Annotated in this window: 24 protein-coding genes; 15 read left to right on the top strand and 9 right to left on the bottom strand. The window is 42.2% G+C overall.

Features of this window, described 5'->3' with window-relative positions:
* The first annotated feature begins 449 nt into the window (after positions 1-449).
* Both fadD and rnd read left to right on the top strand, forming a co-directional pair.
* Positions 450-2,159 (top strand): long-chain-fatty-acid--CoA ligase FadD, encoded by a 1,710-nt coding sequence (gene fadD, locus FE392_RS12015; RefSeq protein ID WP_319930463.1) that lies wholly within the window; start codon positions 450-452, stop codon positions 2,157-2,159.
* A gap of 261 nt (positions 2,160-2,420) precedes the next feature.
* A complete protein-coding gene (rnd, locus tag FE392_RS12010; RefSeq protein WP_319930462.1) occupies positions 2,421-3,572 on the top strand; it encodes a ribonuclease D in 1,152 nt (383 codons plus the stop codon).
* 157 nt (positions 3,573-3,729) lie between these two features.
* Here rnd and minE read toward each other — a convergent pair whose 3' ends face one another.
* The 3 genes from minE to minC are packed head-to-tail and all read right to left on the bottom strand — an operon-like array spanning position 3,730 to position 5,522.
* Positions 3,730-3,999, bottom strand: a complete 270-nt coding sequence (gene minE, locus FE392_RS12005) for a cell division topological specificity factor MinE (RefSeq protein WP_092508601.1) — start codon at positions 3,997-3,999, stop codon at positions 3,730-3,732.
* Positions 4,000-4,002: 3 nt separating this feature from the next.
* On the bottom strand, positions 4,003-4,815 hold the full coding sequence (gene minD / locus FE392_RS12000; RefSeq protein WP_319930461.1) for a septum site-determining protein MinD: 813 nt from the start codon (positions 4,813-4,815) through the stop codon (positions 4,003-4,005).
* 23 nt (positions 4,816-4,838) lie between these two features.
* A complete protein-coding gene (minC, locus tag FE392_RS11995; protein WP_319930460.1) occupies positions 4,839-5,522 on the bottom strand; it encodes a septum site-determining protein MinC in 684 nt (227 codons plus the stop codon).
* 157 nt (positions 5,523-5,679) lie between these two features.
* On the opposite strand from minC, the gene FE392_RS11990 reads away from it, so the two are divergent.
* The 7 genes from FE392_RS11990 to FE392_RS11960 all read left to right on the top strand — a co-directional run bounded on the left by FE392_RS11990 (position 5,680) and on the right by FE392_RS11960 (position 9,912).
* The gene (locus FE392_RS11990; protein ID WP_319930459.1) at positions 5,680-5,949 is read left to right on the top strand and encodes a YcgL domain-containing protein; all 270 of its coding nucleotides are present in this window, start codon (positions 5,680-5,682) and stop codon (positions 5,947-5,949) included.
* A gap of 47 nt (positions 5,950-5,996) precedes the next feature.
* Positions 5,997-7,082, top strand: a complete 1,086-nt coding sequence (locus FE392_RS11985) for a lytic murein transglycosylase (protein WP_319930458.1) — start codon at positions 5,997-5,999, stop codon at positions 7,080-7,082.
* A 95-nt stretch (positions 7,083-7,177) separates the two neighbouring features.
* Complete coding sequence (locus FE392_RS11980; protein ID WP_319930457.1) at positions 7,178-7,834, top strand: fumarylacetoacetate hydrolase family protein; 657 nt, start codon at positions 7,178-7,180, stop codon at positions 7,832-7,834.
* A gap of 18 nt (positions 7,835-7,852) precedes the next feature.
* Positions 7,853-8,290 (top strand): cysteine cluster protein YcgN, encoded by a 438-nt coding sequence (gene ycgN / locus FE392_RS11975; protein WP_319930499.1) that lies wholly within the window; start codon positions 7,853-7,855, stop codon positions 8,288-8,290.
* 206 nt (positions 8,291-8,496) lie between these two features.
* The gene (locus FE392_RS11970; protein WP_319930456.1) at positions 8,497-8,997 is read left to right on the top strand and encodes a DUF2569 domain-containing protein; all 501 of its coding nucleotides are present in this window, start codon (positions 8,497-8,499) and stop codon (positions 8,995-8,997) included.
* A 189-nt stretch (positions 8,998-9,186) separates the two neighbouring features.
* Complete coding sequence (locus FE392_RS11965) at positions 9,187-9,420, top strand: hypothetical protein (protein WP_319930455.1); 234 nt, start codon at positions 9,187-9,189, stop codon at positions 9,418-9,420.
* A 180-nt stretch (positions 9,421-9,600) separates the two neighbouring features.
* Entirely contained in the window at positions 9,601-9,912 is a 312-nt protein-coding gene (locus FE392_RS11960) for a DUF2622 domain-containing protein (RefSeq protein ID WP_319930454.1), read from the top strand.
* A gap of 647 nt (positions 9,913-10,559) precedes the next feature.
* Here the strand turns inward: FE392_RS11960 and FE392_RS11955 are convergent.
* The gene (locus FE392_RS11955) at positions 10,560-11,000 is read right to left on the bottom strand and encodes an META domain-containing protein (RefSeq protein WP_319930453.1); all 441 of its coding nucleotides are present in this window, start codon (positions 10,998-11,000) and stop codon (positions 10,560-10,562) included.
* A 24-nt stretch (positions 11,001-11,024) separates the two neighbouring features.
* Complete coding sequence (locus FE392_RS11950; RefSeq protein WP_319930452.1) at positions 11,025-12,020, bottom strand: 2-hydroxyacid dehydrogenase; 996 nt, start codon at positions 12,018-12,020, stop codon at positions 11,025-11,027.
* Between the two features lie 227 nt (positions 12,021-12,247).
* Between FE392_RS11950 and FE392_RS11945 the strand changes: the two genes are divergently transcribed.
* From FE392_RS11945 to FE392_RS11935, 3 genes are read left to right on the top strand one after another with little or no spacing between them, the layout of a single operon-like run.
* Positions 12,248-14,917 carry a YdbH family protein gene (locus FE392_RS11945; protein ID WP_319930451.1) on the top strand — a complete coding sequence of 890 codons (2,670 nt, stop codon included), beginning with the start codon at positions 12,248-12,250 and terminating at the stop codon, positions 14,915-14,917.
* A 35-nt stretch (positions 14,918-14,952) separates the two neighbouring features.
* Entirely contained in the window at positions 14,953-15,138 is a 186-nt protein-coding gene (locus FE392_RS11940) for a YnbE family lipoprotein (protein ID WP_319930498.1), read from the top strand.
* Between the two features lie 10 nt (positions 15,139-15,148).
* Positions 15,149-15,469 carry a YdbL family probable chaperone protein gene (locus FE392_RS11935; protein WP_319930450.1) on the top strand — a complete coding sequence of 107 codons (321 nt, stop codon included), beginning with the start codon at positions 15,149-15,151 and terminating at the stop codon, positions 15,467-15,469.
* A gap of 57 nt (positions 15,470-15,526) precedes the next feature.
* Here FE392_RS11935 and FE392_RS11930 read toward each other — a convergent pair whose 3' ends face one another.
* Positions 15,527-16,165, bottom strand: coding sequence for an FMN-dependent NADH-azoreductase (locus FE392_RS11930; protein ID WP_319930449.1), 639 nt, complete (start codon positions 16,163-16,165; stop codon positions 15,527-15,529).
* Between the two features lie 303 nt (positions 16,166-16,468).
* Between FE392_RS11930 and hrpA the strand changes: the two genes are divergently transcribed.
* Positions 16,469-20,389, top strand: coding sequence for an ATP-dependent RNA helicase HrpA (gene hrpA, locus FE392_RS11925; protein ID WP_439153483.1), 3,921 nt, complete (start codon positions 16,469-16,471; stop codon positions 20,387-20,389).
* 102 nt (positions 20,390-20,491) lie between these two features.
* Here the strand turns inward: hrpA and FE392_RS11920 are convergent, their stop codons facing one another.
* From FE392_RS11920 to FE392_RS11910, 3 genes are all read right to left on the bottom strand, one after another.
* Complete coding sequence (locus tag FE392_RS11920; RefSeq protein WP_319930448.1) at positions 20,492-21,226, bottom strand: DJ-1/PfpI family protein; 735 nt, start codon at positions 21,224-21,226, stop codon at positions 20,492-20,494.
* A gap of 28 nt (positions 21,227-21,254) precedes the next feature.
* Positions 21,255-22,244, bottom strand: coding sequence for a GlxA family transcriptional regulator (locus FE392_RS11915; protein WP_319930447.1), 990 nt, complete (start codon positions 22,242-22,244; stop codon positions 21,255-21,257).
* A 291-nt stretch (positions 22,245-22,535) separates the two neighbouring features.
* Positions 22,536-22,973 carry a GNAT family N-acetyltransferase gene (locus FE392_RS11910; RefSeq protein WP_319930446.1) on the bottom strand — a complete coding sequence of 146 codons (438 nt, stop codon included), beginning with the start codon at positions 22,971-22,973 and terminating at the stop codon, positions 22,536-22,538.
* A 565-nt stretch (positions 22,974-23,538) separates the two neighbouring features.
* Here FE392_RS11910 and FE392_RS11905 point away from each other — a divergent pair.
* Both FE392_RS11905 and FE392_RS11900 read left to right on the top strand, forming a co-directional pair.
* On the top strand, positions 23,539-24,378 hold the full coding sequence (locus FE392_RS11905; RefSeq protein ID WP_319930445.1) for a hypothetical protein: 840 nt from the start codon (positions 23,539-23,541) through the stop codon (positions 24,376-24,378).
* A 363-nt stretch (positions 24,379-24,741) separates the two neighbouring features.
* Complete coding sequence (locus tag FE392_RS11900; protein ID WP_319930444.1) at positions 24,742-26,118, top strand: NAD(P)/FAD-dependent oxidoreductase; 1,377 nt, start codon at positions 24,742-24,744, stop codon at positions 26,116-26,118.
* Position 26,119: the final 1 nt, after the last annotated feature.

The following is a 26,119-nucleotide window of genomic DNA, read 5'->3' as shown; positions in this document are numbered from 1 at the left end:
TGGCTAAGTCGCGTTTCCTTCCATAAAATCGAAAATACCATTTCCAATAGCCTCATTTCCGATGAGGCTATTTTATGTGCGAGTTTTATTTTTTTAGCCTTATTACTCTTAATAATTATCTTTCAATGAAGTATTATTGTTATAACTATTTGGAATAATTAAGAGACTTTAAGTCAAAAACTAGTAAATAGGTGTATAATCAATGAATTATAAATAGAAGTGTCAATAATTTATGTAATTTATTGATTGTTAACATAAAAATAGGCAGGCGGCAGAAGCTGCCTTATTTTTTGCAGTAATTAATGATAATAAAATAGTGATGTGTATCGCCAACCTGAACATTGTCGCTTTTCAAACTGGTACGCTGAGTTAATAATTTGTTAAATATATAGTTCTGGTTTTTTTATGGTCAGTGGTTACACCGCAATTAGATTTCAGGAGTATTCAACTTGGAAAAAGTCTGGCTAAAACACTATCCGGCAGATGTTCCGGCAGAAATCGATCCCGACCGTTATTCGTCGTTGATTGAAATGTTTGAAAATGCTGTGGCAAATTATGCTGATCAAGTCGCATTCATCAATATGGGCGAGGTAATGACCTTCCGCAAACTGGAAGAACGTAGCCGTGCCTTTGCCGCCTATCTACAAAATGGGCTAGGGCTGAAAAAAGGGGATCGCGTGGCATTGATGATGCCAAATTTATTGCAGTATCCCGTTGCTTTATTTGGAATTTTGCGGGCAGGAATGATCGCTGTCAATGTCAATCCGCTCTATACCCCTCGTGAATTAGAGCATCAGCTCAATGATAGTGGAACTTCAGCTATTATTATCGTTTCTAACTTCGCGCATACCTTAGAAAAAATCGTATTCAAAACAAAAGTTAAACACGTTATCCTGACTCGAATGGGTGATCAGCTTTCCCGCCCGAAAGGAACGCTTGTTGATTTCGTTGTTAAATATGTTAAACGGCTTGTGCCGAAATACCACCTGCCAGATGCCATTTCATTCCGTAGCGCTATGCAGAAAGGCTACCGGATGCAGTACGTCAAACCTGATGTGAAAAGTGAGGATCTCGCTTTTCTGCAATATACCGGCGGCACGACTGGTGTGGCGAAAGGCGCGATGCTGACTCATCGCAATATGCTGGCAAACCTTGAGCAGGCCAAAGGCAATTACTCTCCATTAATGAAACCGGGGGAAGAGTTAATAATCACGGCATTGCCTCTTTACCATATTTTTGCCCTGACGATAAACTGCCTGTTATTTATTGAACTGGGCGGACAGAATCTGCTAATTACCAACCCTCGTGATGTGAATGGAACTCTTAAAGAGATCTCGCGTTATCGCTTCACTGCGCTATCAGGGGTTAATACGCTATTTAATGCCTGGTTGAATAATCCCGAATTCAAGAAGGTTGATTTTTCTTCATTGCGCTTATCTGTTGGTGGCGGTATGGCCGTACAAAGAGCGGTTGCTGAGAAGTGGCAAAATATGACTGGCTGCCATTTGCTGGAAGGCTATGGGCTAACAGAGTGTGCTCCTTTGGTTTCCGCCAATCCTCATAACTTGACACAATATAGCGGCAGCATCGGTTTGCCCGTGGCGTCGACAGAAATCAAACTGGTTGGAAGTGATGGCAATGAAGTTCCTTTGGGAGAAGCCGGTGAAATGTGGGTTCGTGGGCCACAGGTGATGAAAGGTTACTGGAATCGCCCTGATGCCACGGCAGAGATATTGCAAGACGGCTGGCTGGCTACCGGGGATATTGCCAATATAGATGAGAAAGGCTTTTTCCACATTGTCGATCGGAAAAAAGATATGATTCTGGTTTCCGGTTTTAATGTCTATCCAAATGAAGTTGAAGATGTTGTTGCGTCCCATCCTAAGGTATTGGAATCGGCAGCCATCGGCGTTCCGAGCGAAAACTCAGGAGAGATGGTTAAAATATTTGTGGTACGTAAAGACCCGAGCTTAACTGCCGATGAACTTAAGGCACATTGCCGTCGTTATCTGACGGGATACAAAGTACCAAAATTGATTGAATTCCGTGATGAATTACCCAAGACCAATGTGGGTAAAATTCTTCGCAAGGAATTACGCAATGAAGAGTTAGCAAAAGCAGAAAAAGCAGAAAAAGCAGAGAATATTGCCGCAAATTGAGCATATACCCCTCTGTCTTTGATATTAATAACGCCGGTTTCACCCGGCGTTATTATGCACTTCATTCCCAATTCATATTGCCTACCTTAAATGCATTCTCAATATCTCCTGTCCTGAATTGGTTAAAGTTGTGGTAAGTGGAAACTATGTCTAATACTATAAGAAACAACTATCCGAATGATGGATGTTTAGAAATTTTTATTGTTTGTACATAATCGTGTACATATACTATATTTTTAGCTTCAATGGCTGCGTAACGTAATGTATTTAAAGGATATTTCATCTTCTGATTATAATTATCAGTTGATTACTAGCGATGCCCAATTACAGACAATCTGTGAACAGGCAAAAAAACATGCAAGAATTGCACTCGATACCGAATTTGTACGTATACGTACGTATTACCCGCAATTGGGGTTGATACAACTGTTTGATGGTGAAAATCTTTCTCTGATTGATCCCCTCGAAATCTCGCAATGGCAGCCCTTCAAGGATCTACTGACTGATCCGAATGTCTTAAAACTTATTCATGCTGGCAGTGAAGACTTGGAAGTTTTTGGGAACAGTTTTCAATGTCTGCCAACACCTTTGATTGATACTCAAGTATTGTCTGCATTTATTGGGCATCCGATATCATGCGGTTTCGCAACACTGGTTTCTGAATACTTGCATGTAGAATTGGACAAGAGTGAATCCCGTACCGATTGGCTGGCTCGCCCATTGAGTGAGAAACAGTGCAAATATGCTGCGGCAGATGTTTATTATTTATTGCCGCTTGCCGATATTCTGTTAGCAAAAACTGAGCAGACGGGGTATCTGGAGGCGGCAAAAGATGAAAGTGATTTGATTTCTGAACGACGTAAAGAAATATTGATGCCGGAATGTGCTTATAAAGACATTAGCAATGCATGGCAATTACGCCCAAAGCAATTGGCTTGCTTGAAAAAATTGGCTGGCTGGCGGTTAAATCAGGCTCGGGAGCGTGATCTAGCAATCAATTTCGTGATCCGTGAAGAAAATTTATGGCAAGTGGCCCGTTATATGCCGACATCTTTGGGAGAACTGGATGCCCTGGGGCTAAGTGGGCAGGAGATTCGTTGCCACGGTCGCCGTTTGCTGGCGATGGTTGCAGAAACTCGGGATATTCCAGATGAAGAATGTCCGGCTCAGATTATGAATCTGGTAGATTACCCGGGATATCGCAAGGCATTTAAAGAAATAAAGTCATTGATTGCCCAAGTAGGGGAAAACCATCAGTTCAGCACAGAATTGCTGGCGTCACGCAGGCAAATCAACCAATTGCTTTCTTGGCATTGGAAACTGAAATCATCGGAAAATCAACCGGAACTACTTCGGGGTTGGCGTGGGAAGTTGCTGGCTGAACCCATTGCGGAAATTTTGGCAGCCTATTAAAAAAGCAGCCTGAGAAAGTGGGTGTGGCATGATTAATGAATCCCGAATGTCATTACCGGGTTCCTGATAAAACAGAATAAATCGGGATGTTTTAGCATCCCGATTTATTATCCCTGAAAAATCACAACCTTAAATTAAATAGCACAATTTGATGCCGCTATTTTGGCGATTCCTCAACCTCAGGTAATGTTACATTAAGTTCCAGCACAGAGATGTCATCGTTTTTTTGCTCAAACTGTACAGAAAGCATGTCTGGATGAATTTGTACATACTTACAGATTACAGCCAAAATATCCCGTTTCATTTCTGGCAAATAAGCAGGCTCGGAGTCACCACGGCGCCGCTCTGCCACGATGATTTGCAGCCGCTCCTTGGCAATATTGGCTGTCGGTTTTTTTCTCGACAGGAAGAAATCTAACAAAGCCATGCGTTACCCCCCAAACAGGCGTTTTAAAAAGCCCTTTTTCTCTTCTTCGATGAAACGGAAAGGCCGCTCTTCACCGAGTAAACGTGCGATAGTATCTTCGTATGCTTTACCGGCATCGGATTCTTTATCCAGAATCACGGGTTCTCCTTGGTTGGATGAACGGAGAACGGATTGATCTTCCGGAATGACACCAAGCAAAGGAATACACAGAATTTCCAGTACATCTTCCATGCTAAGCATATCGCCACGGTTCACACGTCCTGGATTATAGCGCGTCAGCAGAAGATGTTCTTTGATAGGTTCTTCGCTTTGTTCTGCGCGGCGCGATTTCGATGCCAGAATACCTAAGATGCGATCAGAGTCACGGACAGATGAAACTTCCGGGTTTGTTGTAATAATTGCTTCATCGGCAAAGTAGAGTGCCATTAATGCACCGCTCTCAATTCCTGCCGGTGAATCGCAAATAATGAAATCAAACCCTTGTTGAGTTAATTCATTCAGAATAATCTCAACGCCCTCACGGGTGAGGGCATCTTTATCACGAGTTTGAGATGCAGGCAGAATATAGAGATTTTCTGTGCGTTTATCTTTGATAAGTGCTTGATTCAAAGTGGCATCACCTTGAATCACGTTCACGAAGTCAAAGACCACTCGGCGTTCACAGCCCATGATTAAATCGAGGTTACGCAGGCCGATATCAAAATCGATAACGACAGTTTTTTTTCCTCTTTGGGCGAGACCGGTAGCAATGGCCGCGCTTGAAGTGGTTTTGCCAACGCCACCTTTACCAGATGTAACAACAATAATGCGTGCCATGAAGCGATTCCTTGTTATAAGGGCTAGACTAAGGTTTCAATAGTTAATTCATTGTTCACCAGACGTAATTTTGCGGATTTACCAACAAAATTTTCTGGGATTTGTTCGCTGAGCCAATATTGACCGGCAATAGAGGTGAGTTCAGCATTTAAATGGGTGCAGAAAATCTGGCTTTCTCGATCGCCAGATGCGCCTGCCAATACTCGTCCGCGTAGCACACCGTAAATATGAATATTTCCATCAGCGATTAATTCTGCACCAGCGCTAACATTATTTGTCACAATAAGGTCACTGTCTGGTGCATAAATTCGTTGCCCTGAGCGAACAGGTGTATTAATTATACGAGTTTTTTTGAAAATAGGTTCAGTTGGTTTATTTTCTTGAATGGATGTTTTAAGCCGTTTTCCCTCTTTCAATAAAGGAAGAGCCGATTTTAAAACAATTTTTCGTTGTTCTTCATTTTGACAACCGCTGATACCAACAACCCGTAATCCGACGGATTCAATCGCCCGGTGAAGTGCAAGAAGATCTGCCTCAATAGGAAGGGCAGATATATTGATAACGACTGGTGCATTCTTCAAAAACTCGGGTGCCTGTTCCATTTTCTCCTGTATGGCTCGGTGAATGATTTCCGGCTGATCATCATACAGATGAACGACCGAAAGCGTAAAATTACTGCCTTTTAGCTCAATTGGCGACTGTGACATCGATATTCTGACTCAGCAAGGTTAAGTTTCCCAAGATAATTTTAAAACATTTCCTAGATCGGTCTTAGGAAGACGATATTCTTAAATATAATAAGCATGTTATAGTTAGTGAATTATTCAAGCAAGTCGCAGAGTTAATTTAAAAGAGTTTATGACAATGATTTGTGTAATCTACCGAAGCCCTAAACGTGACCAAACTTATCTTTATATTGAGAAAAAAGATGATTTTTCACGCGTTCCAGAAGAATTATTAAAAACTTTTGGTAAACCGCAGTATTCAATGATGATTTCATTATCAAACAGAAAAAAATTAGCCAATGCGGATATTGAAAAAGTAAAGACAGCGTTAAATGAGCAAGGATTTTACTTGCAAGTACCGCCGCCTGTGGAAAATTTAATCGATGAGCATCTGGCGTCAATCAAATAATAAATGATGGTTGGCAATTGCTTGATTCTAAGCTGAGGAGCTGATTTATGAAATTAATCACTAGAGTGACCTTATTGACAGCAACTCTGCTGACAGGTTGCAGTACATCAAATAGCAACCAGATGTACAGCCCATCTGAGCAAATCAGGCAAGCGCAAATAGACACCAAAAAGCTGGAACAGCACTTTCCGTTGGGAGTTCGTGAACCGGCACAATTTCCTGCTTATGTTGCCTTGCTGAAACAGCAAGCCCGTAAGCAAGGATTCAGTGAAAAAACGTTGGATCGAGCATTTTCCGATATCCGCTTTATTCCACGCGTGATTAAGGCTGACCGTAACCAACCAGAGAAAAAAGTGACTCTGGATGGTTATTTAAACCGTGTCTTGCCCGCATGGAAAATCGAGCAAGGTGTTACCCAATATAAAAACCATCTTCCGCAATTAGAAAAAATCAGCAATCGATACGGCGTACCGGAAGCCTATATTGTTGCCTTATGGGGCCTGGAAAGCGGCTTTGGCAAAATTCAGGGCAAAGAAAATGTCATATCGGCATTGTCCACACTGGCCTTTGAAGGGCGGCGGGAAGCGTTTTTCATTAAGCAGGTATTGGCTGCGTTAGAAATAATGGAAAACCAATATATTGCTGAAGATCAAACATTAAAAGGCTCTTGGGCAGGTGCCATGGGGCAAAACCAATTCATGCCGACATCATATTTAACCTATGGTGCGGATGGTGACGGCGATGGAAAAATTGATATTTGGCAGAATAAGGAAGATGTATTCGCCTCAACCGCCAATTACTTATCTAAGGAAGGGTGGCAAAAAGGGTTGCCGTGGGGATATGCAATTTCATTGCCTGAGGGTTTTGATACTGCTTTAGAAGGTGTTAAAACTGAGCAAGGGAAAACCTTATCTCAATGGCAGGCACTGGGGATTTCATCGCCGCATTTTGCTAATTTACCAGCCAACACCAAAAGCTGGATTGTCATCCCGGATGATTCAAAGGGGCGCGCATTTTGGGTGACACAAAATTTCCGTACTATCATGCACTGGAATCGCTCTTACTATTTTGCGCTCAGTGTTGGTATGATGGCTGACGGGATCACACAAGGCGTTCATTTCCTTGCCCAGTAACGATCAAGGCACAATGGAAATCAAATTTTGAATCTATAATAGCTGTAAACTTGTGGATTGGGCTCAGTATATTGGAATCGTCGGGGGAGAATATTATGTATCAGCATCGGGATTGGCAGGGAGTATTGTTGGAATTTCCTGCCAATAAAGTTGTTTGTGTCGGTAGCAATTATGCTAAGCACATGAAAGAAATGGGCTCTCAATCTACCGAAGAGCCAGTAATATTCATCAAGCCTGAAACGGCACTTTGTGATCTCAGCCAGCCGGTTTCAATCCCACAAGAATTAGGTTCAGTGCACCATGAAATTGAATTGGCCGTCTTGATTGGTTCCTCCCTCAAGAATGCCAATGAGGAGCGCGTCAGCAAGGCTATCGCGGGTTTTGCGGTCGCACTGGATTTGACACTTCGTGATTTGCAACGAGAATTTAAACAATCGGGGCAGCCATGGGAAAAAAGCAAAGCATTTGACGGTTCATGCCCGATATCGGGTTTTATTCCTGTTAATGCTTTTGGCGATCCCCAAAACGCTCAGTTGTCTTTAACAGTTAACGGCGAATTGCGGCAAAACGGCAATACGAGTGACATGCGAACGCCTATCATTCCATTGATTAGCTATATGTCACGTTTTTTCACCCTGCGCGCAGGCGATATCATTTTAACGGGTACACCTGAAGGCGTAGGGGCACTACAATCTGGTGATTTACTAAACATCGCTCTCAATGAGCATATTTTGATAACCAGAGTGATTTAACCATGAGGAATGACAGAAATTATGTCTCAACCTTTCTGGCAGGTAAAAACCCTGGAACAAATGACAGATCAAGAGTGGGAAGCATTATGTGATGGCTGCGGCCAGTGCTGCCTGCATAAGTTGATGGATGAAGACACAGATGAAATTTATTTCACCAACGTTGCCTGCAATCAATTGAACATTAAAACCTGCCAATGCAAGAATTATGAAGACCGCTTCGATTACGAACCGGATTGCATCAAATTAACCCGTGATAATATGTTCACTTTTGAATGGTTGCCACAAACCTGTGCTTATCGTTTGATTGGTGAAGGAAAAAAATTGTTACCGTGGCACCCATTAGTCAGTGGTTCTAAATCCGCCATGCATGCAGAGCGCATTTCAGTCAGACATATTGCTGTACGTGAAGTCGATGTGGTGAAGTGGGAAGATCATATTTTGAATAAGCCAGAGTAGTCGTTATTTCACTCATTGATATAAAAGGGATTTTATATCATGTGTAATAGGCTTGGGGATGTCTTCTCAAGCCAATGCCAAATCTCACCGTGCCTCATGCTCGTGTTGATTGCTAAATAACCCGTAAAATTGCGGTTATTGCCAGACAGCTATTGGCGACAGAATCAGTCAATTAATATAAACAGAAATGGGAAAGGTCTACCAATATGGATAAATGGTTTTGTACTCAGTGTGGTAAAAAAGAAATACCTCAATACACAGAATATTGCGAAGAATGTGCGGAGGCGTCTTTTAAGAAAATAGGGGGGTGGCTTTATCTGCCTGCGATAGGTTTAATATTATCACTAATCATCTTAATATTTCAGATTGGGGTGGCGGTTTATACAATACCTAGTGTTTCATATTATGCTACATTGCAGCAGACAGTCATATTCACTCTTATAGGTAATATCCTCTTATTTTTATTAACTATTCATACTGCCACTCTATTTTTTAACAAATCAAAGCAAACCCCTCGTTTTTATATATTATTACGCTTATTGAATATTGTTATTCAAAGTATTACTGTTTACCTAGTTGTTGATGGGTTGGGGCATTCAATCGACTATACTCTTATCGTTCCTGTTTTACAGCAGGTTATTACTGCTGCTATATGGATACCTTATTTTATGGTTTCTGTGCGAGTTAAGAAAACCTTTGTGAACTGAATTGTATACAAGGCAGCAGAAAATATAAGTTACAACCCGCAGGAAATTGCGGGTTGTAATTATTTATGCTGTTATTAATTGAGAATTAAGCCGCTCTTACAATGTAATTGAATGCAATAAAAGTGGCTCATCAATACTGGAGAGTACGGCTTGATTAATATTTGATAGGTTGCATATTTTGTTGGCAGGATGACAGAAAATAACAAGCAATGGATCACTAAAATTTATTCATTTAATGGCCTTGGTAATGATAATACCGTTTTGGTGAGTTCACAGATTTCTTTCGATTTTGATTGGAGTGATGGTGTGGTTAATGGTTTTTTAGAGCAGGTAATTAATACCGCACTGTCTGAAGCTCATGAACATAGTAATGGTAGCAGTGTAACAAGTATTTCGATTGTCAGAATATATAACCTATCATAAAAGATCCCATTAACTAGCCCGTTAAAGCGGGCTTTTAGTGCCTATCGGCTTTACAGTTTTCTTCAATAGGCATTAGAAGAAATAGCCATTAATATCGGTTTTTTTCTTTCTTTTCTGGCTTTAAATAGTAAAGAAAAACTGATAACTTGTTTGTTCAATAGTCGATACAAGGAAAGAGAGATGGCAAGTTATTTGGTTCGCATAGAACTGTATGGTACAGGTTCTGATGGTTATGACAAATTGCATAAAAGGATGACGGCGAATCAATTCAGCCAATCTATTCGCTTTCCTAATGGGAAATGGCACCGCCTTCCCAGTGGGACTTATATCGGCAGTTCCACAATGGAATCTATGCAGTTAACCGAAAAAATTAAATCCATGGCGACACCATTTTCAAACAAAGATCCTTCCATATTTGTTTGTACTTACAGTAACTGGAGTGCAGCGCTTTATCCCGAAAAACAACATACAGAAGCTGGCTCAGGGGATTAAGGCCCGGAAAAAGGCCATTCGAACGCTAATGGGCGGCAGCTAAAACATTCAATATGGGATCGTTGGAGCCTGTTTTTATCATATTTGTAGTTTTTTCTGATAAAAACAGCTCTCCTTCTAATATATTTCATCTTCTTTAATTTCTGGCTTATCGCTCAGGAATTGTCTTGTTCCTAAAACAACCCAGCCGTTTTTATGCTCATTGTAATAAATATTAAAATAGCGCACATGCTGCTTACCCAATATATATAAGGTACTGTCGAAAAGATTTTTATTTCAGACAATCAAAGCCACTACCGTGCAGCTATGGATATTTGTTTGATAATAAGGGAAGGTGAAAAAATGAATAACAGATTGATGAGCTATATAACGTTTGTAGGGGTTTGGATTATGGTAACACTGGCTATTGGTATTATGTTGTCATAATAAACAACTATATGAAAAAAATCTTATAACCTCGCTAAGGCGAGGTTTCTCTCATAAAAACCATGCTCCAACTAATTATTTTACAATAACTGCTGCCATGTTTTTCCGTTTATCAGATTACCCAGCGTTATACTGGGTAATCGAAAAATTATGTGAGCGTATAGTTTTTAAAACAGAAAAAATAACGTATGAGACTGAATCTGAATGAGTTGCGCGTTAACTTATTGAGCAAATTCCCTATCCCGTAAAGCATAAATCAACGTGTTTTGGCCTTGCACTAAGATGAGCTGCTTGCCTTGTAAACTGACTTTTGCTCCTTTAGTCAGTACATTACTGATGACTCTATCCCACTGATTAAGCTTATTGTTAACACAAGACATCTGGGTGCTGGCCAAGTTGTTTACAGTCAGAATGCTATTTCTTAATTTGCCTACTCCCATGAAATTGTTGCACATAGCACCGGATATGTGCATGTCTTTACCAAATGTAATGGAGAGTTTGCTATCGTTTTTATTTGAAACATCCTCACTATTGACACTGACCAGAGCAAAATGATGATTTTGTAAGTCTTTGATTGTGACATTTCCTGTGGCGTTAACTTCTTGAGACTGACACGCTGTAAGTAGTAAAGTGGCGACCACTAATGGAATCGCTTTTTTCATTTGATCTCCTGATGTTTGTTGACATTATCCAACGAGGTTCGGGCAATCTTTCCCGGAGGTAAGTTGTTGGATATTTTGTAAAGTAGTTTCGCTAATGCTGGTTAACGCTTCTTCTGTCAAAAATGCTTGATGGCCTGTAAACAGCACATTATGACAGGAAGACAAGCGGCGGAAAATATCATCTTGGATCACATCATTTGATTTATCTTCGAAAAATAGTTCGCGTTCGTTTTCATAAACATCCATGCCCAAGGCACCAATTTTTTGCTGTTTCAATGCATTTATGGCAGCAATGGAATCAATGAGGGCACCTCGGCTAGTATTGATGACCATCACACCATCTTTCATTTTACTGAATGCAGTTTCATCCAGTAGATGGTGATTTTCTGGCGTCATGGGACAATGCAGGGAAATAATATCTGATTCAGCATATAGCGTATCTAAATCAACATATTCTACTCCCATATCCAAGGCTTCTGGATTTGGGTATGGGTCATGAGCCAACAAACGCATCCCGAATCCTTTCAAAATCCGTAGGGTGGCAAGGCCGATTTTTCCCGTACCAATAATGCCCGCTGTACGTTTGTACATATTGAAACCTGTCAGCCCCTCAAGAGAAAAGTTAGCGTCTCGGGTACGTTGATAAGCACGGTGAATACGCCGATTCAAGCACAGCATCAGCCCAACGGTATGCTCAGCAACTGATTCAGGTGAGTAAGCGGGCACTCGGACAATTTTAATGCCTAACTCTTTGGCTGTATCGAGATCAACATTGTTGAAGCCTGCGCAACGCAATGCCAAGATCTTGATACCCATCTCTGATAATTCTTGCAGAACTTCCGGCCCGCCGTCATCGTTGACAAAAATACAAACCGCATCTGCTCCAATCGCATTCTTGGCTGTTTGTGCGCTCAGGGGAAAGTCAAAAAACTCGATGTGATAGTCAAGGCCAAGTTTTTGGTTGAGCATTTCAAAATGCTTACGATCATATTGCTTTGTACTGTAAACAACCAATTTCATAACAACATCTCCACCCTACAGTAACTGTGAAATCATTCGAATCGTTCCTTGAACTCATCTTGCTGCAAGTCTGTGAGCAATAATGATTTCTATTGAAGACTCTAAGCGTTATATCTCGCTATACTCGAATAAGCCATTCTTCATAATAGCCAGTATAATAAATCGGCTCAGAGCCTGATATGAGACTATCATAACAGGAAGTTGCTCTTAGGTTGAAAAGATGAGATATGGATTTGATGACCAAGCTATTGAAAGTGTTCGCAGTGGTGTTGATATTGCTGGTGTTATTGGTTTTGGTGGGGTGGTTTACACTTCCACGTTGGGTACCTTGGTTAGCCAGTTATTGGTTGCCACAGGGGGTTACTCTCTCGCTAAGCCAGCCTGAATGGAAAAAACAGGGGATATGGCTGGATCACCTGTCATTAAGAGCAAAAGAGTGTGAATTGATGGGCATATCAGGTCTGTCCGCGGCGTATCTGTATCGTGAAAATGCATCTCGCAAAAATAATCAAGGCCATGATTGGGAGATTCATGCAGATGGCATTGACGTTCAAAACCAGTGTTTGACGCAATTATTGGCAGCACTGCCGGCAGAAAAACAGTCTGCACCTTTATCGATTCAGGAAATAATCTCTTCTGTACCTGCGATTAATGTGACGGTTGATCGTTTCACATTAATGCCGTGGCAGCAATTTGCCGGCAAATTTCAATTCAGCTCTTCACCTCAGAAACAAACCTTTTCTTATCAAGGGGAACAGCTAAAACTCAGTGCGAACATAACAGATAAAAAAACGCTGACTATTCAGCAGGTTTTTGTGAAATTGCCTGAGCAAGAGATGAATCTGAAAGGTGATATCGAATTGCCTTTGGATGTTGAAAGCTGGCCTGAACAGGGGCAAGTCAGCGCCTATTTATCGTTGAGCCAATATCCTGAGCCACTGCAATTGGCATTGAAATGGAAAGGGCAAACCGGGCAACTTACCGTCACAGAAGAACAGAAAAAACACATGCTGGCGGAGCTACCTTGGTCGTTTGATGAATCTCAATTTCAGATAACGAATGGTAAATGGCAATGGCTGAACGCAGGGCAACCACTGTCTGGCGGGATAAATATGCGTTTCGAACAATGGAAAAAAGGGTTGTCAGGAATGACTGTCAGCGGGCGGATGAATCTGGTTACGCAAAACGAACAAGGTAAAGGCAACGTCGTCCTTTCAATACCGCCAACTTCCATCAATATTACCGATGCCCATATTCCATTCCAGCTAACCGGGCAAATGAACAGAAATTCCATGCTTATGACCATGTCATTGCCTGCTGTTGTGACGGGATCGCTGGCTGCGCCTAAAATCACGTTTCGGTCAGGCGCTTTATTTAGAGCATGGGGAAAAGTGAGTGAAACTTTTTTTGTCAAAGAAGCCCGTTTGCCACTGGCAGGAACTCAATTGACTCGTGATGGGTTCACGGGGCGGCTTCAGGCCATTGTGCAAGCGCAAGACAATTATTGGGGAGCATTCAAAATACATCTGGATGGTTATGCAGAAAATTTCATTCCCGATCACGGAAATTGGAAATGGCGTTATTGGGGGAATGGGAATCTGCCTCCGCTACAAGCAAAATGGGATATTGCGGGCACAGGCGATTGGACTCAATCACGGATAACGGTGAATAAATTAAGCACGGGGTTTGATCGTATTCAACATGGCATGGTGAAAATTATCGATCCGCGTTTAACGTTAGTTCAGCCCCTCGTTTGGCAAAGGCCCGTAAATCGTCCCGCGTCAGAGGGGGATTTGCAATTGTCATTGCAATTGTCAGCGAAGAGAACTGAATTCCGTTCCGGGGGATTTTTGCCCCCCTTTGATTTTAAAGCCTCATTGGTTGGGCAATCACCTGAAAACTTCATGTTAAATGGCAAACTGTATGCTAAAGGCATTGGCCCCATCCCATTGTATGGGCGCTGGGATGGTGAGCGTTTGAGGGGAGAAGCTCGTTGGCCGCGACAATCGTTGTTGGCTTTCCAATCTTTGATACCGCCGGATTTGGGGATTACATTGCGTGGCGGAAATATTTACGCTCAGGCCGCTTTTTCAATAGCGAAAGGGCAAGGTTTGCGTGCCGGTGGGCATTGGGTTGTGAAAAATGCAGGCATGTGGCTAAAAAATGGAGAAGTTGATGGTTTGGATTTCGTTTTGCCGTGGCGCTTGCAGGAGCATACTTGGCAACTGGGGGTGACATCTTCTGTTCAGTTGCGCATTAAATTAGCTCAGAGCTTATTTGCCATGCAGAATGTGACGGCTGATTTGCAGGGTTTTTATCCGCCAACCGATGCTAACCCATTGAGATTGAGTAATGTGAATGTTGATCTATTGGATGGCAAATTGGAGATGGGTGAATTGCAACTGCCGCAAAAAGAGGCAGCCGTCTTGCGGTTCAATAAACTGAATTTGAGTAAATTATTTGGTGTCTTGAAAGTCAAGCAAATGGCAATGTCAGGCCATATCAGCGGCGAATTGCCTGTGTTATTGAATGATAACAACTGGATTATCAAAAAAGGATGGATATCCAATGAAGGGGACTTAACCTTAAGACTGGATAAAGATACCGTAGACTCCATCGGGAAAAATGACTTATCCGCAGGTTTGGCAATGGATTGGTTGCGTTATTTGGAAATAAGCCATTCAAAGGCCTATGTTACGCTGGATAACTTGGGTGTGTTGCGATTGAATTCGGAAATTAGTGGGGTTAACCCTGTGGTGGATAGGCGGCGCGAAGTCCGGCTCAATTATCGCCATGAGGAGAATATTTTTCAATTATGGCACAGCCTGCGTTTTGGCAGTAATCTGGAAGAATGGTTACAGAAAAATATATCTGTAATGGGCGGGAGTGACAAATGATAACAGAAATTGGGTGCAGGTTGCAGGATGTCAGGATGCGAATGATGCTGGGGAGCATGATATTGAGCAGCCTGATGTTGATGGGGTGTGTCAGGCTGGAAATGGCGACACCGGATAAACCCATCAACATCAATATGAATGTAAAGATTGAGCATGAGATCCATATTAAAGTTGATAGGCAAGTTGAGGATATGCTCAAAAATAACTCTGACTTATTCTAAGAGAGGGGATATGAAAAAAGCAGGAATAGTATTTGTATTGAGTCTGCTATTCAGCTCTTTTGCCATAGGCGTGACGTTGAGTGAAGCAAAACAACAAGGGTTGGTCGGAGAGACATTCAGCGGCTATCTGGCACCTGTAAAAAATACTCAGGATGCGCAGTCTGTGGTTCAAAAAATTAACAATGAACGAGAAAAAAGATACGCTGAAATCGCAGCTCAAAATAATATGACAGCCGATCAAGTTGCGAAAATCGCAGGTGAAAAATTGGTAAGCCGGGCGGCGGCAGGGGAATATGTTCGTGGTATCAACGGCAATTGGGTGAAAAAATAAGTGCGCCACACAGCGCGCTTATTTTTGGGGATGTTCTCAGGTTTGCTTTTAGTATGCTTAGGCGGCAGCTTCTTCGGGTTGTGCCTGGGCCATTTTCTGAATGACATTATCCATCGATTTATTGGCCGTCAGGTGGGCTTGTTTGGCCGATTCTTCATTTAGTGACAGACCTTCTGCATATACGAATTCCACATCAGTAATACCGATAAACCCGAGAAAAACACGGAGGTATGGCGTGATGGTATCCCTTGGGCTGTCTTTATGGAAACCACCATTGCTGGCTAAAATAATTGCTCGTTTACCTTTCAGTAAACCTTCAGGGCCTTTCTCGGTATATTGGAAAGTCAATCCTGCACGAGCTACCAAATCAAAATAGTTTTTTAGATGTGTGGGGATCGTAAAGTTATACATTGGTGCCGTGATCACGATGATATCGTGTGTTTTTAGCTCTGCAACCATCTCATCTGACAAAGCCAGAGCTGCTTTTTGCTGTTCTGATAATTCTGTACTGATTTGGCGTAACGCATTGAATATTTCGCTATCCAGTACCGGAACAGGGTTCTTAGCCAGATCGCGCTCTGTCACTTGGCTATCAGGATGATGAGACAGCCATTCTCCGACGAAATAATCCGCCATTTTACTGCTTTGGGATGCTTGTGCCAGAATACTTGATTTCAATACGAGCACTTTACTCATTTTCAGTTCCTTATATAACAAAGGGCAAATTGTAACTTTGTTTATTATTGTGGAGTGGTGCTATGTTAAGTGGTAAACCGAAACTCTAATAGTTCATTATTTCGAGATTGGAGTTCAAATTTATTGAACAACTACCTAGCTAGCGTGCAAAGCCATAAATTAGCTAAGAGGGGATTGTATATGAATTACATTGAATTACATAAAATATGTTACACTTTTAAGCATTAAGCCGTAAGAGCAATTATCCTCTGAGCCTGCATAGACAGCGCTACTCAGTTAAAAACGTCACAAGGATTTATCACTGTGGAATTACCCTTGACCGCACCTATCGCTAAATTATTCGCTGAACTTGATCACATATCGCTGCGCGATCAGTTCCGCTTGAGAAAACGCCTGCATGGCGCAGCAAAAATTAAGAACCAAGCATCCCAGCAGGCAGTTGCTCAATCCATTTCTACGGATATTGCGGTTGCAAAACAGAAAGTCATTAATCGCCAAGCTGCTTGTCCATCAATTAAATATCCTGAAAATTTGCCGGTCAGCCAAAAGAAAGACGACATCTATAAAGCTATTCGGGATAACCAAGTTGTTATCATTGCCGGGGAAACCGGATCGGGGAAAACCACCCAAATCCCGAAAATCTGCCTTGAATTGGGAAGGGGAGTCAAAGGGTTAATCGGCCATACCCAACCCCGCCGCTTAGCGGCACGTTCAGTTGCCAACCGCATTGCTGATGAGTTGGAAACTCCGCTTGGTTCTACGGTGGGTTACAAAGTCCGTTTTAGTGATCAGGTTAGCGACAACACTTTAGTCAAACTGATGACTGATGGCATTTTGTTGGCGGAATTGCAACAAGACCGCTTACTGCTGCAATATGATACGTTGATTATCGATGAAGCCCATGAACGAAGCTTGAATATTGACTTTATCCTTGGCTATTTACGGCAGTTGTTGCCGAAACGCCCTGATCTGAAGGTTATCATCACGTCAGCCACCATTGACCCTGAACGTTTCTCCCGTCATTTTAATAAAGCCCCCATTATTGAAGTCTCCGGGCGTACTTATCCGGTGGAAGTCCGTTACCGGCCTGTGGCGAGTGATGATAGTGACGGTGACCGGGATCAACTTGAAGCCATCATTGATGCGGTGGAGGAACTGGGGCGGGAAAGTGCCGGTGACATACTGGTCTTTATGAGTGGCGAACGGGAAATTCGTGACACCGCGGATGCGCTCAATAAACAAAACTTTCTGCATACCGAAATCTTGCCGCTATTTGCACGGTTATCCAACAGTGAACAGAATCGAATATTCCAGCCGCATGTTGGCCGGCGTATTATTCTGGCAACGAACGTAGCAGAAACATCGCTGACTGTACCGGGCATCAAATATGTGATTGATACGGGTTTTGCGCGTATAAGCCGATACAGCTATCGAACCAAAGTACAGCGTTTACCGATAGAGCCTATTTCACAAGCATCGGCCAACCAGCGCAAAGGGCGTTGCGGGCGAGTTTCAGACGGTATTTGCATTCGTCTTTATTCGGAAGATGACTATTTATCACGGCCGGAATTTACAGATCCTGAAATTCTGCGTACCAATTTGGCTTCTGTCATTTTGCAGATGACTTCTATTGGATTAGGGGATGTCAGTGCATTTCCATTTGTTGAAGCGCCGGACAAACGTAACATTCAAGATGGTGTCCGGTTGTTGGAAGAGTTAGGGGCGATTGATCCGGAAACCTCGTCGGAAGGTATTTATCGACTGACAGTAATGGGGCGGCAATTGGCACAACTGCCTATCGATCCGCGTTTAGCCCGCATGGTTCTGGAAGCCAAAGCGCATGGTTGCGTTCGAGAAGTCATGGTCATCGCCTCGGCACTATCCATTCAGGATCCACGGGAAAGGCCGCTGGAAAAACAACAGGCTTCTGATGAAAAGCACCGCCGTTTTGCTGATAAGGATTCTGATTTTATTGCATTCCTGAAATTGTGGGATTTCTTGCAGGAGCAGCAAGAAGAACTTTCCAGTTCCCAGTTCCGCAAGCTGTGTCGTCAGGATTACCTGAACTATCTTCGCGTCAGAGAATGGCAGGATGTTTATACACAACTGCGGCAAGTAGTGAAAGAGATTGGCTTACCAATCAATAGCCAAGAAGCGGATTACCGCAGTATCCATGTTGCCTTGCTGACAGGGCTTTTATCCCATATTGGTCAGAAAGATACGGATAAACAGGAATACACAGGCGCACGCAATGCCCGGTTTTCTATTTTTCCTGGCTCGGGATTATTCAAGAAGCCGCCAAAATGGGGAATGGTGGCGGAATTGGTTGAAACCAGTCGGTTGTGGGGGCGGATTGCCGCGCGTATAGAACCTGAATGGATTGAACCACTGGCAACTCATTTAATTAAACATCATTACAGTGAACCACATTGGCAAAAATCGCAGGGTGCTGTAATGGCCACGGAAAAAGTCACACTGTATGGCCTGCCTATTGTCGCAGGGCGGTTGGTGAACTACAGCCAAAAAGATCCCATGTTATGTCGCGAACTGTTCATCCGCCACGCATTGGTCGAAGGGGACTGGCAGACTCGCCACTCTTTCTTCCGCGCTAACCTAAAATTGCGTGAAGAAGTAGAAGAACTGGAACATAAATCTCGTCGGCGGGATATTTTGGTGGACGATGAAACCTTGTTCAGTTTTTATGACCAAAGAATCGGCAAGGATGTCGTATCATCCCGTCATTTTGATCGCTGGTGGAAAGTTGCAAGCAAAGAACAACCAGAATTGCTTAACTTTGAAAAGAGCATGTTGATCAAAGGGGATGCCAATAAAGTCAGCGCGTTGGATTATCCGAATTATTGGCATCAAGATAATTTGAAATTTCGTTTAAGTTACCAATTTGAGCCGGGAACTGATGCCGATGGCGTGACAGTTCATATTCCTTTGCCGGTATTGAATCAGGTTAGAGATGAAGGATTCGACTGGCAAATTCCGGGAATTCGCCATGAATTAATTGTCGCATTAATCAAATCATTGCCAAAACCGATACGTCGTAATTTTGTACCTGCACCTAACTATGCACAAGCATTTCTGGAACGGGTCAGTCAACCACAAGGCGCGTTATTGGAGAGCCTTGAAAGGGAACTCCGCCGCATGACTGGCGTGACGGTGTCACGTGAAGACTGGCAGTTGGAACAAGTACCTGATCATTTAAAGATGACATTCCGTATTCTTGATGAAGAAAGGGCGGGCGAGAAAAACAGATTGTTGGCTGAAGGCAAAGATTTATCCGCTTTGAAGCTGAAACTGAAAGGAAAAGTTCAAGAAACTCTTTCAGCGGTTGCAGATGATGGTATTGAACAAAGTGGCTTGCACATCTGGAGCTTTGGTGAATTGCCTGAGCGCTATGAGCAAAAGCGCGGTGGTTATTCCGTCAAAGCATTCCCGGCCTTGGTGGATGAAAAGGACTGTATCGGCATTAAACTGTTCGAAACTGAAATTGAACAGCAAAATGCAATGTGGGAAGGCACGCGCCGGCTGTTGCTGTTGAATATACCATCGCCGATAAAATATCTGCATGAGAAATTACCGAACAAATCTAAGCTGGGGCTGTACTTCAATCCTTATGGCAAAGTGTTGGATTTGATCGACGATTGCATTTCCTGTGGTGTGGATAAACTGATAGCAGAACATGGTGGGCCGGCATGGAATGAGCAGGCATTTTCTGACTTGCAAAATAAAGTGCGTGCTGATTTGAATGACGCGGTAGTGGAAGTTGCCAAACAGGTAGAACAGATCCTGACGGCTGTCTTTAATATCAACAAGCGTCTGAAAGGGCGGGTGGATATTGCCCTCGCACTTGCCTTATCCGATATTAAAGAGCAAATATCAGGTCTGGTCTTTAATGGCTTTGTGACATCTCATGGTTGGAAGCGGCTGGTGGATGTTTTGCGCTATTTAAATGGCATTGAACGCCGATTGGAAAAACTGGCGGTTGATCCTAACAAAGATCGGGCGCACATGAGCCGGATTGAACATATTCAACGTCAATGGCAACAATGGTTGGCAAAACTGTCTGTTCAGCAAAAGCAACTACCGGAAGTAAAAGAAATTCGCTGGATGATTGAAGAACTCCGGGTTAGCCTGTTTGCCCAGCAATTGGGTACGGCTTATCCAATATCTGACAAGCGTATTTTTCAGGCTATGGAAAATATAGCGTCTTAATATGATAATAGGGCTGTAGTAAATAAATTACTTACAGCCCTATTAATTAATGCTTGATTAAATTAATCATCGAGTTTTAAGAATATCGTTATAATATGGGCACTAATCTATTAACCCATATTTCTTTGCGAAAATGTCGTGATGAGGATTATCGTTCCATTCATATTCAGCCATTTTTGCAAAAGAAACCGCAGTATCGATGCCATAAATCTTGGCTATCATCGCCAGCGACATATCTGTACCGGCAGAGACTCCAGAAGAAGTGAAGTATTTCCCATCCTCTACCCACCTTGCTTCTCTTACCCAATCTACCGCTCTATTTTGCTCTGTAACCCACTGAAAAGATTCTTTATTGCTTGTGGCTTTTTTGCCATTAAGCAAATCTGTTTTCGCTAACAGAGCTGATCCTGTACAGATAGTACCAACATAAGTCGATTTTTCAGAAAGTGTTTTTATTTTATCAAGTAACGCCTTGTTATTGATCTCTTCAAGGCTGCCTTCTCCGCCTGGCACCAGTAAAATATCGAGATTTCCCACTTGTTCAAAGGTTTTATTAATTGTAACCGATGGCCCAGCACTGCTTCTTGCACTTCCTAATTTCTCAGCGATTAGCACAATGTTGACTTTATCACGCAACAATCCGAACATTTCTAAAGGACCAAAAACATCCAATAGTTCAAATTCATCATAGACGACCATTCCTAAGGTTAATACTTCAGGCGGGTTTTGATGGAGTGATTTTAACTCGTAAGATGATGTAAGAGAAGGTATAGGAGCCAATAAAATAAGAGGTAAAACAATCGTATTTTTGATGATGCTTTTAATGCGGGTTTTCATTTTAATAACCTTAAATTAAAACTCATAATTAAGACAATTCAAAATGCAGGCGATAATAATTTGGTGTTATTTTTAAATTCCTTTTAAATGCTCTTCCCATAATATCCTTATTGGTAAAACCACATTTCATTGCAATCTTGTCTAAAGTTAAATTTGTTTCAGACAGTAACTGTTTTGCATATTCAATACGCATTTTTTCAACATACTTCGCAGGGGTTACACCTACCTCGCTCTGAAATACGCGTACAAAATTGCGTTCACTCATGGCAACCTTTTCCGCTAAAATAGCGGTCTTTAATTCTTTATGTAGATTATTCGTGATCCATTCTTGCAGTATGCTAATGGGTTCTTTATCAGAAAATTGTTGCTGAAGTAAGAAGCTGAATTGTGATTGACCACCTGATCGTTTTAAATATAAAACAAATAATTGGGCGATTTTTAATGAAATACGCTGACCAAAATCCTCTTCAACCAATGCTAACGCTAGATCAACACCGCACGATACACCTGCGGAGGTGTAAGTAGAGCCATCTTTGACAAAAATGGCATCATGCAAAACTTCAATTTTTGAATAGGAATTTTGTAACTCTTTACAGGCATTCCAATGTGTTGTTGCTTTTTTTCCTTCTAATAACCCTGCTTCAGCCAATGCAAAAGCACCTACACAAACGGAAGCAATACGGCGTATATCAGCAGCTTTAGATTTGAGCCAATGAGATAAATCAGGGTAACTATTCCATGGTACATGGGATGAAAATCCCGCCACGATTAAAGTATCAATCGGCCCATGAAGATCATAGATAGAGGTTTGGCATCTAATCACCAATCCATTATCTGTTTTTAGTTCCAAGTCTTGTGTCGCAGAGGCAAAAGTAATTTTATAGCTTGATGTCTTTTCAGACTGGCCATATTGTTTTGCTAAAATATCGTTAGCTACACTAAATACATCGCTTGGAGCGACTAAATCTGTAGATAAACAATCTGGCATAGCAATTATAACAATGTGTTTTTTATTCATAAGAGAATCATGCTGATTTATGGAATGCTTTTTTAGACAAATTAAAGCCAAAAATGGACAATTCTAATGGGCGTATAAAGATTACTGCTAGATGACACGGAATATAATGACATTAATTTATGGTCATCCAGTGGGTTGGTGCAGTTGTTTGCTGAGAATGACAATTTTTTTGCTTTTAGGGTAGGGCTATTTAACCTTTGTGAGGGATTTTTAACAACATGATGATTTAGTGCCTTAGTCAAAAAACAATAGCACTGAACCATCAAATCGAGATCGATATTATGAATATTCTTAGATCTTGATAACTGCTATCATTTCATCAATTTCTTCATCTATGCCAACCTCAATGAATCCAAAACTGGCATAAAGATTTTTCGCAACGAGATTATCCGGAGCATAACTGATTGCGATTGTTTTCAACTGATCTGTTCGCCTGATTTCATCAAGCGCCAGCGAGAGTGCTTTTCGGCCAATTCCTTTGTTTTGATGGTTTTTATCCACCATAAACCGCCAAATCATTATTTCGTGGTTATCATCTGGCACCCACATGAAAAAACCGACAGGTTCCCCATTTAAACAAATTGCACGTGTTTGATAGGAGGGGTAAAACTTGGATTGAACAATGGAGTATGTATTTTCTGCAACATAATCAAATTGATCTTCCGCGACTGTCAGGTCACAAACAGCTTCATAATTGTTTTTGTTTACATCAGTTAAGGTAATTACCATGCACCGCTCCAATATGTTTTTTACAGGGAAAACGAGGCAATACTATCAAAAACATAGCTATATTAGTTTGAGTTAAGTGTTAATTCAAATAATAAACTCTCGATAATCGGATGTAATCGAAAACTAAAACTGACCTTGGCGAAATGTTAATACCTATACTTTATATAGTTTCAACTTACTTTCATTTTACTTCTGTTTACTGGTCATTTATGTGCGATTTGTTTTTTCTTTGTTTAAAATTGTTTATTTATTTTTGTGTATACTATTTATGTCAATATAGTTTAAATGCAAACATTGTGAGGTGATATCATGATTGCCGTTATGATGAGGGTGCAAAGAAATTAATCCACTGATTCTATTGATAGAATGGCTATTCTAAAATGCCTTGCATTAGTTACAACATACTTATTTAATCATAGCTAAACACCCTTACCATCAGCTACAAAAAATTCAATTTGTCTCCAAGCGAACCCATTTTCGATGATTTCATCGAAGAAAAGGGCAAGCTCACAGGTTCAAATGGTGCTATTTCAATCTCAATCTTCAAAAAGTAAATGGTGATTTCATGATTGCAAAAATTAACATTAAGGACTTTATAAATTATCTTTTACTTAATTTTCTTATTGCATCAATAAATTTAGCTTATGCCATTACTCCTCCAGATATAGTTTATAGAGGAGATGTTAGGGATGTAGCAACTATTTTCTCAGAAGGATTTAGCAGCAAAGGAACAAACACTGATGTAATAAATCATGTAATTGAAATTAAGGGTGATTCAGCATATATATCCACAAGTAGTGAATTAAGCATCGCACAATATTTTGGAGCTAGCAGGGCAGGTAAAGATGAAGATACTAATAGAAGTAGAATGTTTTGGGTTTATCGTATAAGACCCAGCGGGAACTTTCATTCTATTAATGAATCACTTAATTATGGTATGCAAAACGCTAGAAATAAAACAAGCAGAAGTATTTATTCTAATGTACGTAATGAGTTCGGAGAAGAGCAAGAGTGGGCTGCTATACGGGCTATTAATACGCAACAAATAGAATCTGCTACATTATATAGAATCACCGCTGATTATGATAAATGTGGTGAGATTGAAAATGTTAACTCATATGAAATGTTAGGCACGGTTCTTAACCCTAATTATAGAGACCAAGGGAAAATCAGTAATATTGTCATTCCCGATATGGTGAATCAACTGGTAATAGACGCCACGAAACTTACAATGTGTGATGATGTCACGTGTGAACCAATCAGAATGTGTTGTAATAATTTAGCATCTGCCAATGGCATATTTTGTAAAAATAACCAATTATATAAGTCCTCCAAAAATTATTGTGACACCTGTCCAGCTCTTGAAAAGAAAGAGCTAACAGTAGGTGGGGCTGTAAAAAAATAAGCTGATGATAAGCTTCTCCTCCGACGATTCAATGCCTGTTGCACAAATTGTCTCAGTGTTTGACTGTCCACGTATTCAAGCAACATAAATACATTCAACTAACCGGCCATACTCACGCAGGGCAGACAACGCCGATATAGTATTTGACCGCTTTCTGGGCACAGTACTCTGATTGGCCGTCTTGCGGCTCAATGAACAAACAATATGCTGAATACGTTCCTATTCATCCATGATTAACCTCAACTCTGTTTAAGCATTGCAATTTCCTGAGCACGTAAAGCCTAAGCTCTGTTTTGCCATATTTTCTAAACTGGCTTTTCTTAAAATTGAACGCACTGTGAAGCAATGAGGGGGAGGGAGCAAATGAAGCGTAGAAATGAAGAAGTGACCAGCAGCAATCCCGGATCTATGCGGTTTCGCCTTCTTGGTGGCTGGGTAGAGCAGCCCAGCGATCTACAACCAGAACTGGAAGGCACTGTTAATGCTGATGTCATCGTGGTCGGGGCAGGTTTTGCCGGCCTGTCCACGGCCCTTGAACTGACCGCTCGTGGTGCGAAAGTCATAGTGTTGGAACAGGAGTTTGGTGGCTTCGGTGCCAGCGGGCGTAATGCTGGCTATCTGCTTGGCAGCATGGGGATTGAGTTCGAAATGTTCGTCAAGCGCGTCGGTCTTGAACACGCAAGGAAGTTCATCAGCTTCTACGACGAGGCTGTGTGTTACGTCGAGAGGCGTCTGATCGAATTGGGCATCAAGTGCGATTACAACCCTTCCGGCATCATCCGGGCTGCCGTGCATCCCTCGCAGGAAAAGTGGCTGCGTCGAAGTATGGAGATCGGACTTGAACTGGGTTCAGTTACTCGCTTTGTAGACCAAACCGAGATGCGTGCCCGAGGGATTCCTCCTGCCTTTCTGTTTGGTAGCGAGCAGCGCGGAGGTACGCTCAATCCGGGGAAATATGTAAGCGGTTTGCGCCGTGCAGCAATCCAGGTAGGGGTGAGGCTGTACGAAAAAACGCCGCTCCTCTCCTACAGCGAGGGGCCGACCATCACCTGCAAGACCGCTCGCGGCAGTGCAAGCGCGCCAATCATGGTGCTGACGACCAATGCTTTTACGCCACAATTGGGGTTGTTGCGTGACAAGATTGCGCCGATACGAGTCTCGGCGATTGAAACCCAGCCACTGTCCCCGAAGCAATTAGCATCGCTCGGTTGGCACGGCCGGGAGGGTATCATCACGCCGCACATAACCATGGAAAGCCATCGTCTGACGGCACACAACACGATGGTGTTGACTGTCAAAAAATTGAATTACGTCTACGGTTCAAAGACCCCCAACGTGCCGGATAACAGAGCTTATGCTGCATTGGCACAGACGTTGCGTGAGCGCTATCCCAACCTACGAGGCCTTGGTATCCAACACTGCTGGAGTGGCTACGTCAGCGGGGCATATGACCTGCTGCCTGTGATTGGCACAAGTGGGAAGCAGCAAAACATCTTCTATGTGGCTGGCTGTTCAGGTCATGGGCTTGCCACCCATTCGCTCATCGGGCAGCTTCTTGCCGAGAGAATTGACGGTGCTGAAAGCGCACTTCTTACAGCGTTGGATCACAAGATCCCTTCCACGCTGCCTGAGCCATTTCAGTGGTGTGCTCTCAAAGCTGCTTTCATGGCGACCAGGCTGTATGACGGATGGACAGACCGCAAAGCGCGTAAAGCCGCCACTGAGAATTCGGAGGTGTAAG

This window comes from Xenorhabdus santafensis (assembly GCF_033949405.1).
GTDB classification, from domain to species: domain Bacteria; phylum Pseudomonadota; class Gammaproteobacteria; order Enterobacterales; family Enterobacteriaceae; genus Xenorhabdus; species Xenorhabdus santafensis.
Note: the sequence above shows the minus strand (reverse complement) of the source record. Positions and strands in the feature narration are given on the sequence as shown.

Coding starts and splice junctions, on each gene's coding strand:
- rnd (WP_319930462.1), top strand. CDS start 2,421: ATGTATTTAAAGGATATTTCATCTTCTGATTATAATTATCAGTTGATT.
- minE (WP_092508601.1), bottom strand. CDS start 3,999: ATGGCTTTGTTAGATTTCTTCCTGTCGAGAAAAAAACCGACAGCCAAT.
- minD (WP_319930461.1), bottom strand. CDS start 4,815: ATGGCACGCATTATTGTTGTTACATCTGGTAAAGGTGGCGTTGGCAAA.
- minC (WP_319930460.1), bottom strand. CDS start 5,522: ATGTCACAGTCGCCAATTGAGCTAAAAGGCAGTAATTTTACGCTTTCG.
- FE392_RS11990 (WP_319930459.1), top strand. CDS start 5,680: ATGATTTGTGTAATCTACCGAAGCCCTAAACGTGACCAAACTTATCTT.
- FE392_RS11985 (WP_319930458.1), top strand. CDS start 5,997: ATGAAATTAATCACTAGAGTGACCTTATTGACAGCAACTCTGCTGACA.
- FE392_RS11980 (WP_319930457.1), top strand. CDS start 7,178: ATGTATCAGCATCGGGATTGGCAGGGAGTATTGTTGGAATTTCCTGCC.
- FE392_RS11970 (WP_319930456.1), top strand. CDS start 8,497: ATGGATAAATGGTTTTGTACTCAGTGTGGTAAAAAAGAAATACCTCAA.
- FE392_RS11965 (WP_319930455.1), top strand. CDS start 9,187: ATGACAGAAAATAACAAGCAATGGATCACTAAAATTTATTCATTTAAT.
- FE392_RS11960 (WP_319930454.1), top strand. CDS start 9,601: ATGGCAAGTTATTTGGTTCGCATAGAACTGTATGGTACAGGTTCTGAT.
- FE392_RS11955 (WP_319930453.1), bottom strand. CDS start 11,000: ATGAAAAAAGCGATTCCATTAGTGGTCGCCACTTTACTACTTACAGCG.
- FE392_RS11950 (WP_319930452.1), bottom strand. CDS start 12,020: ATGAAATTGGTTGTTTACAGTACAAAGCAATATGATCGTAAGCATTTT.
- FE392_RS11945 (WP_319930451.1), top strand. CDS start 12,248: ATGGATTTGATGACCAAGCTATTGAAAGTGTTCGCAGTGGTGTTGATA.
- FE392_RS11940 (WP_319930498.1), top strand. CDS start 14,953: ATGCGAATGATGCTGGGGAGCATGATATTGAGCAGCCTGATGTTGATG.
- FE392_RS11935 (WP_319930450.1), top strand. CDS start 15,149: ATGAAAAAAGCAGGAATAGTATTTGTATTGAGTCTGCTATTCAGCTCT.
- FE392_RS11930 (WP_319930449.1), bottom strand. CDS start 16,165: ATGAGTAAAGTGCTCGTATTGAAATCAAGTATTCTGGCACAAGCATCC.
- FE392_RS11920 (WP_319930448.1), bottom strand. CDS start 21,226: ATGAAAACCCGCATTAAAAGCATCATCAAAAATACGATTGTTTTACCT.
- FE392_RS11915 (WP_319930447.1), bottom strand. CDS start 22,244: ATGAATAAAAAACACATTGTTATAATTGCTATGCCAGATTGTTTATCT.
- FE392_RS11910 (WP_319930446.1), bottom strand. CDS start 22,973: ATGGTAATTACCTTAACTGATGTAAACAAAAACAATTATGAAGCTGTT.
- FE392_RS11905 (WP_319930445.1), top strand. CDS start 23,539: ATGATTGCAAAAATTAACATTAAGGACTTTATAAATTATCTTTTACTT.
- FE392_RS11900 (WP_319930444.1), top strand. CDS start 24,742: ATGAAGCGTAGAAATGAAGAAGTGACCAGCAGCAATCCCGGATCTATG.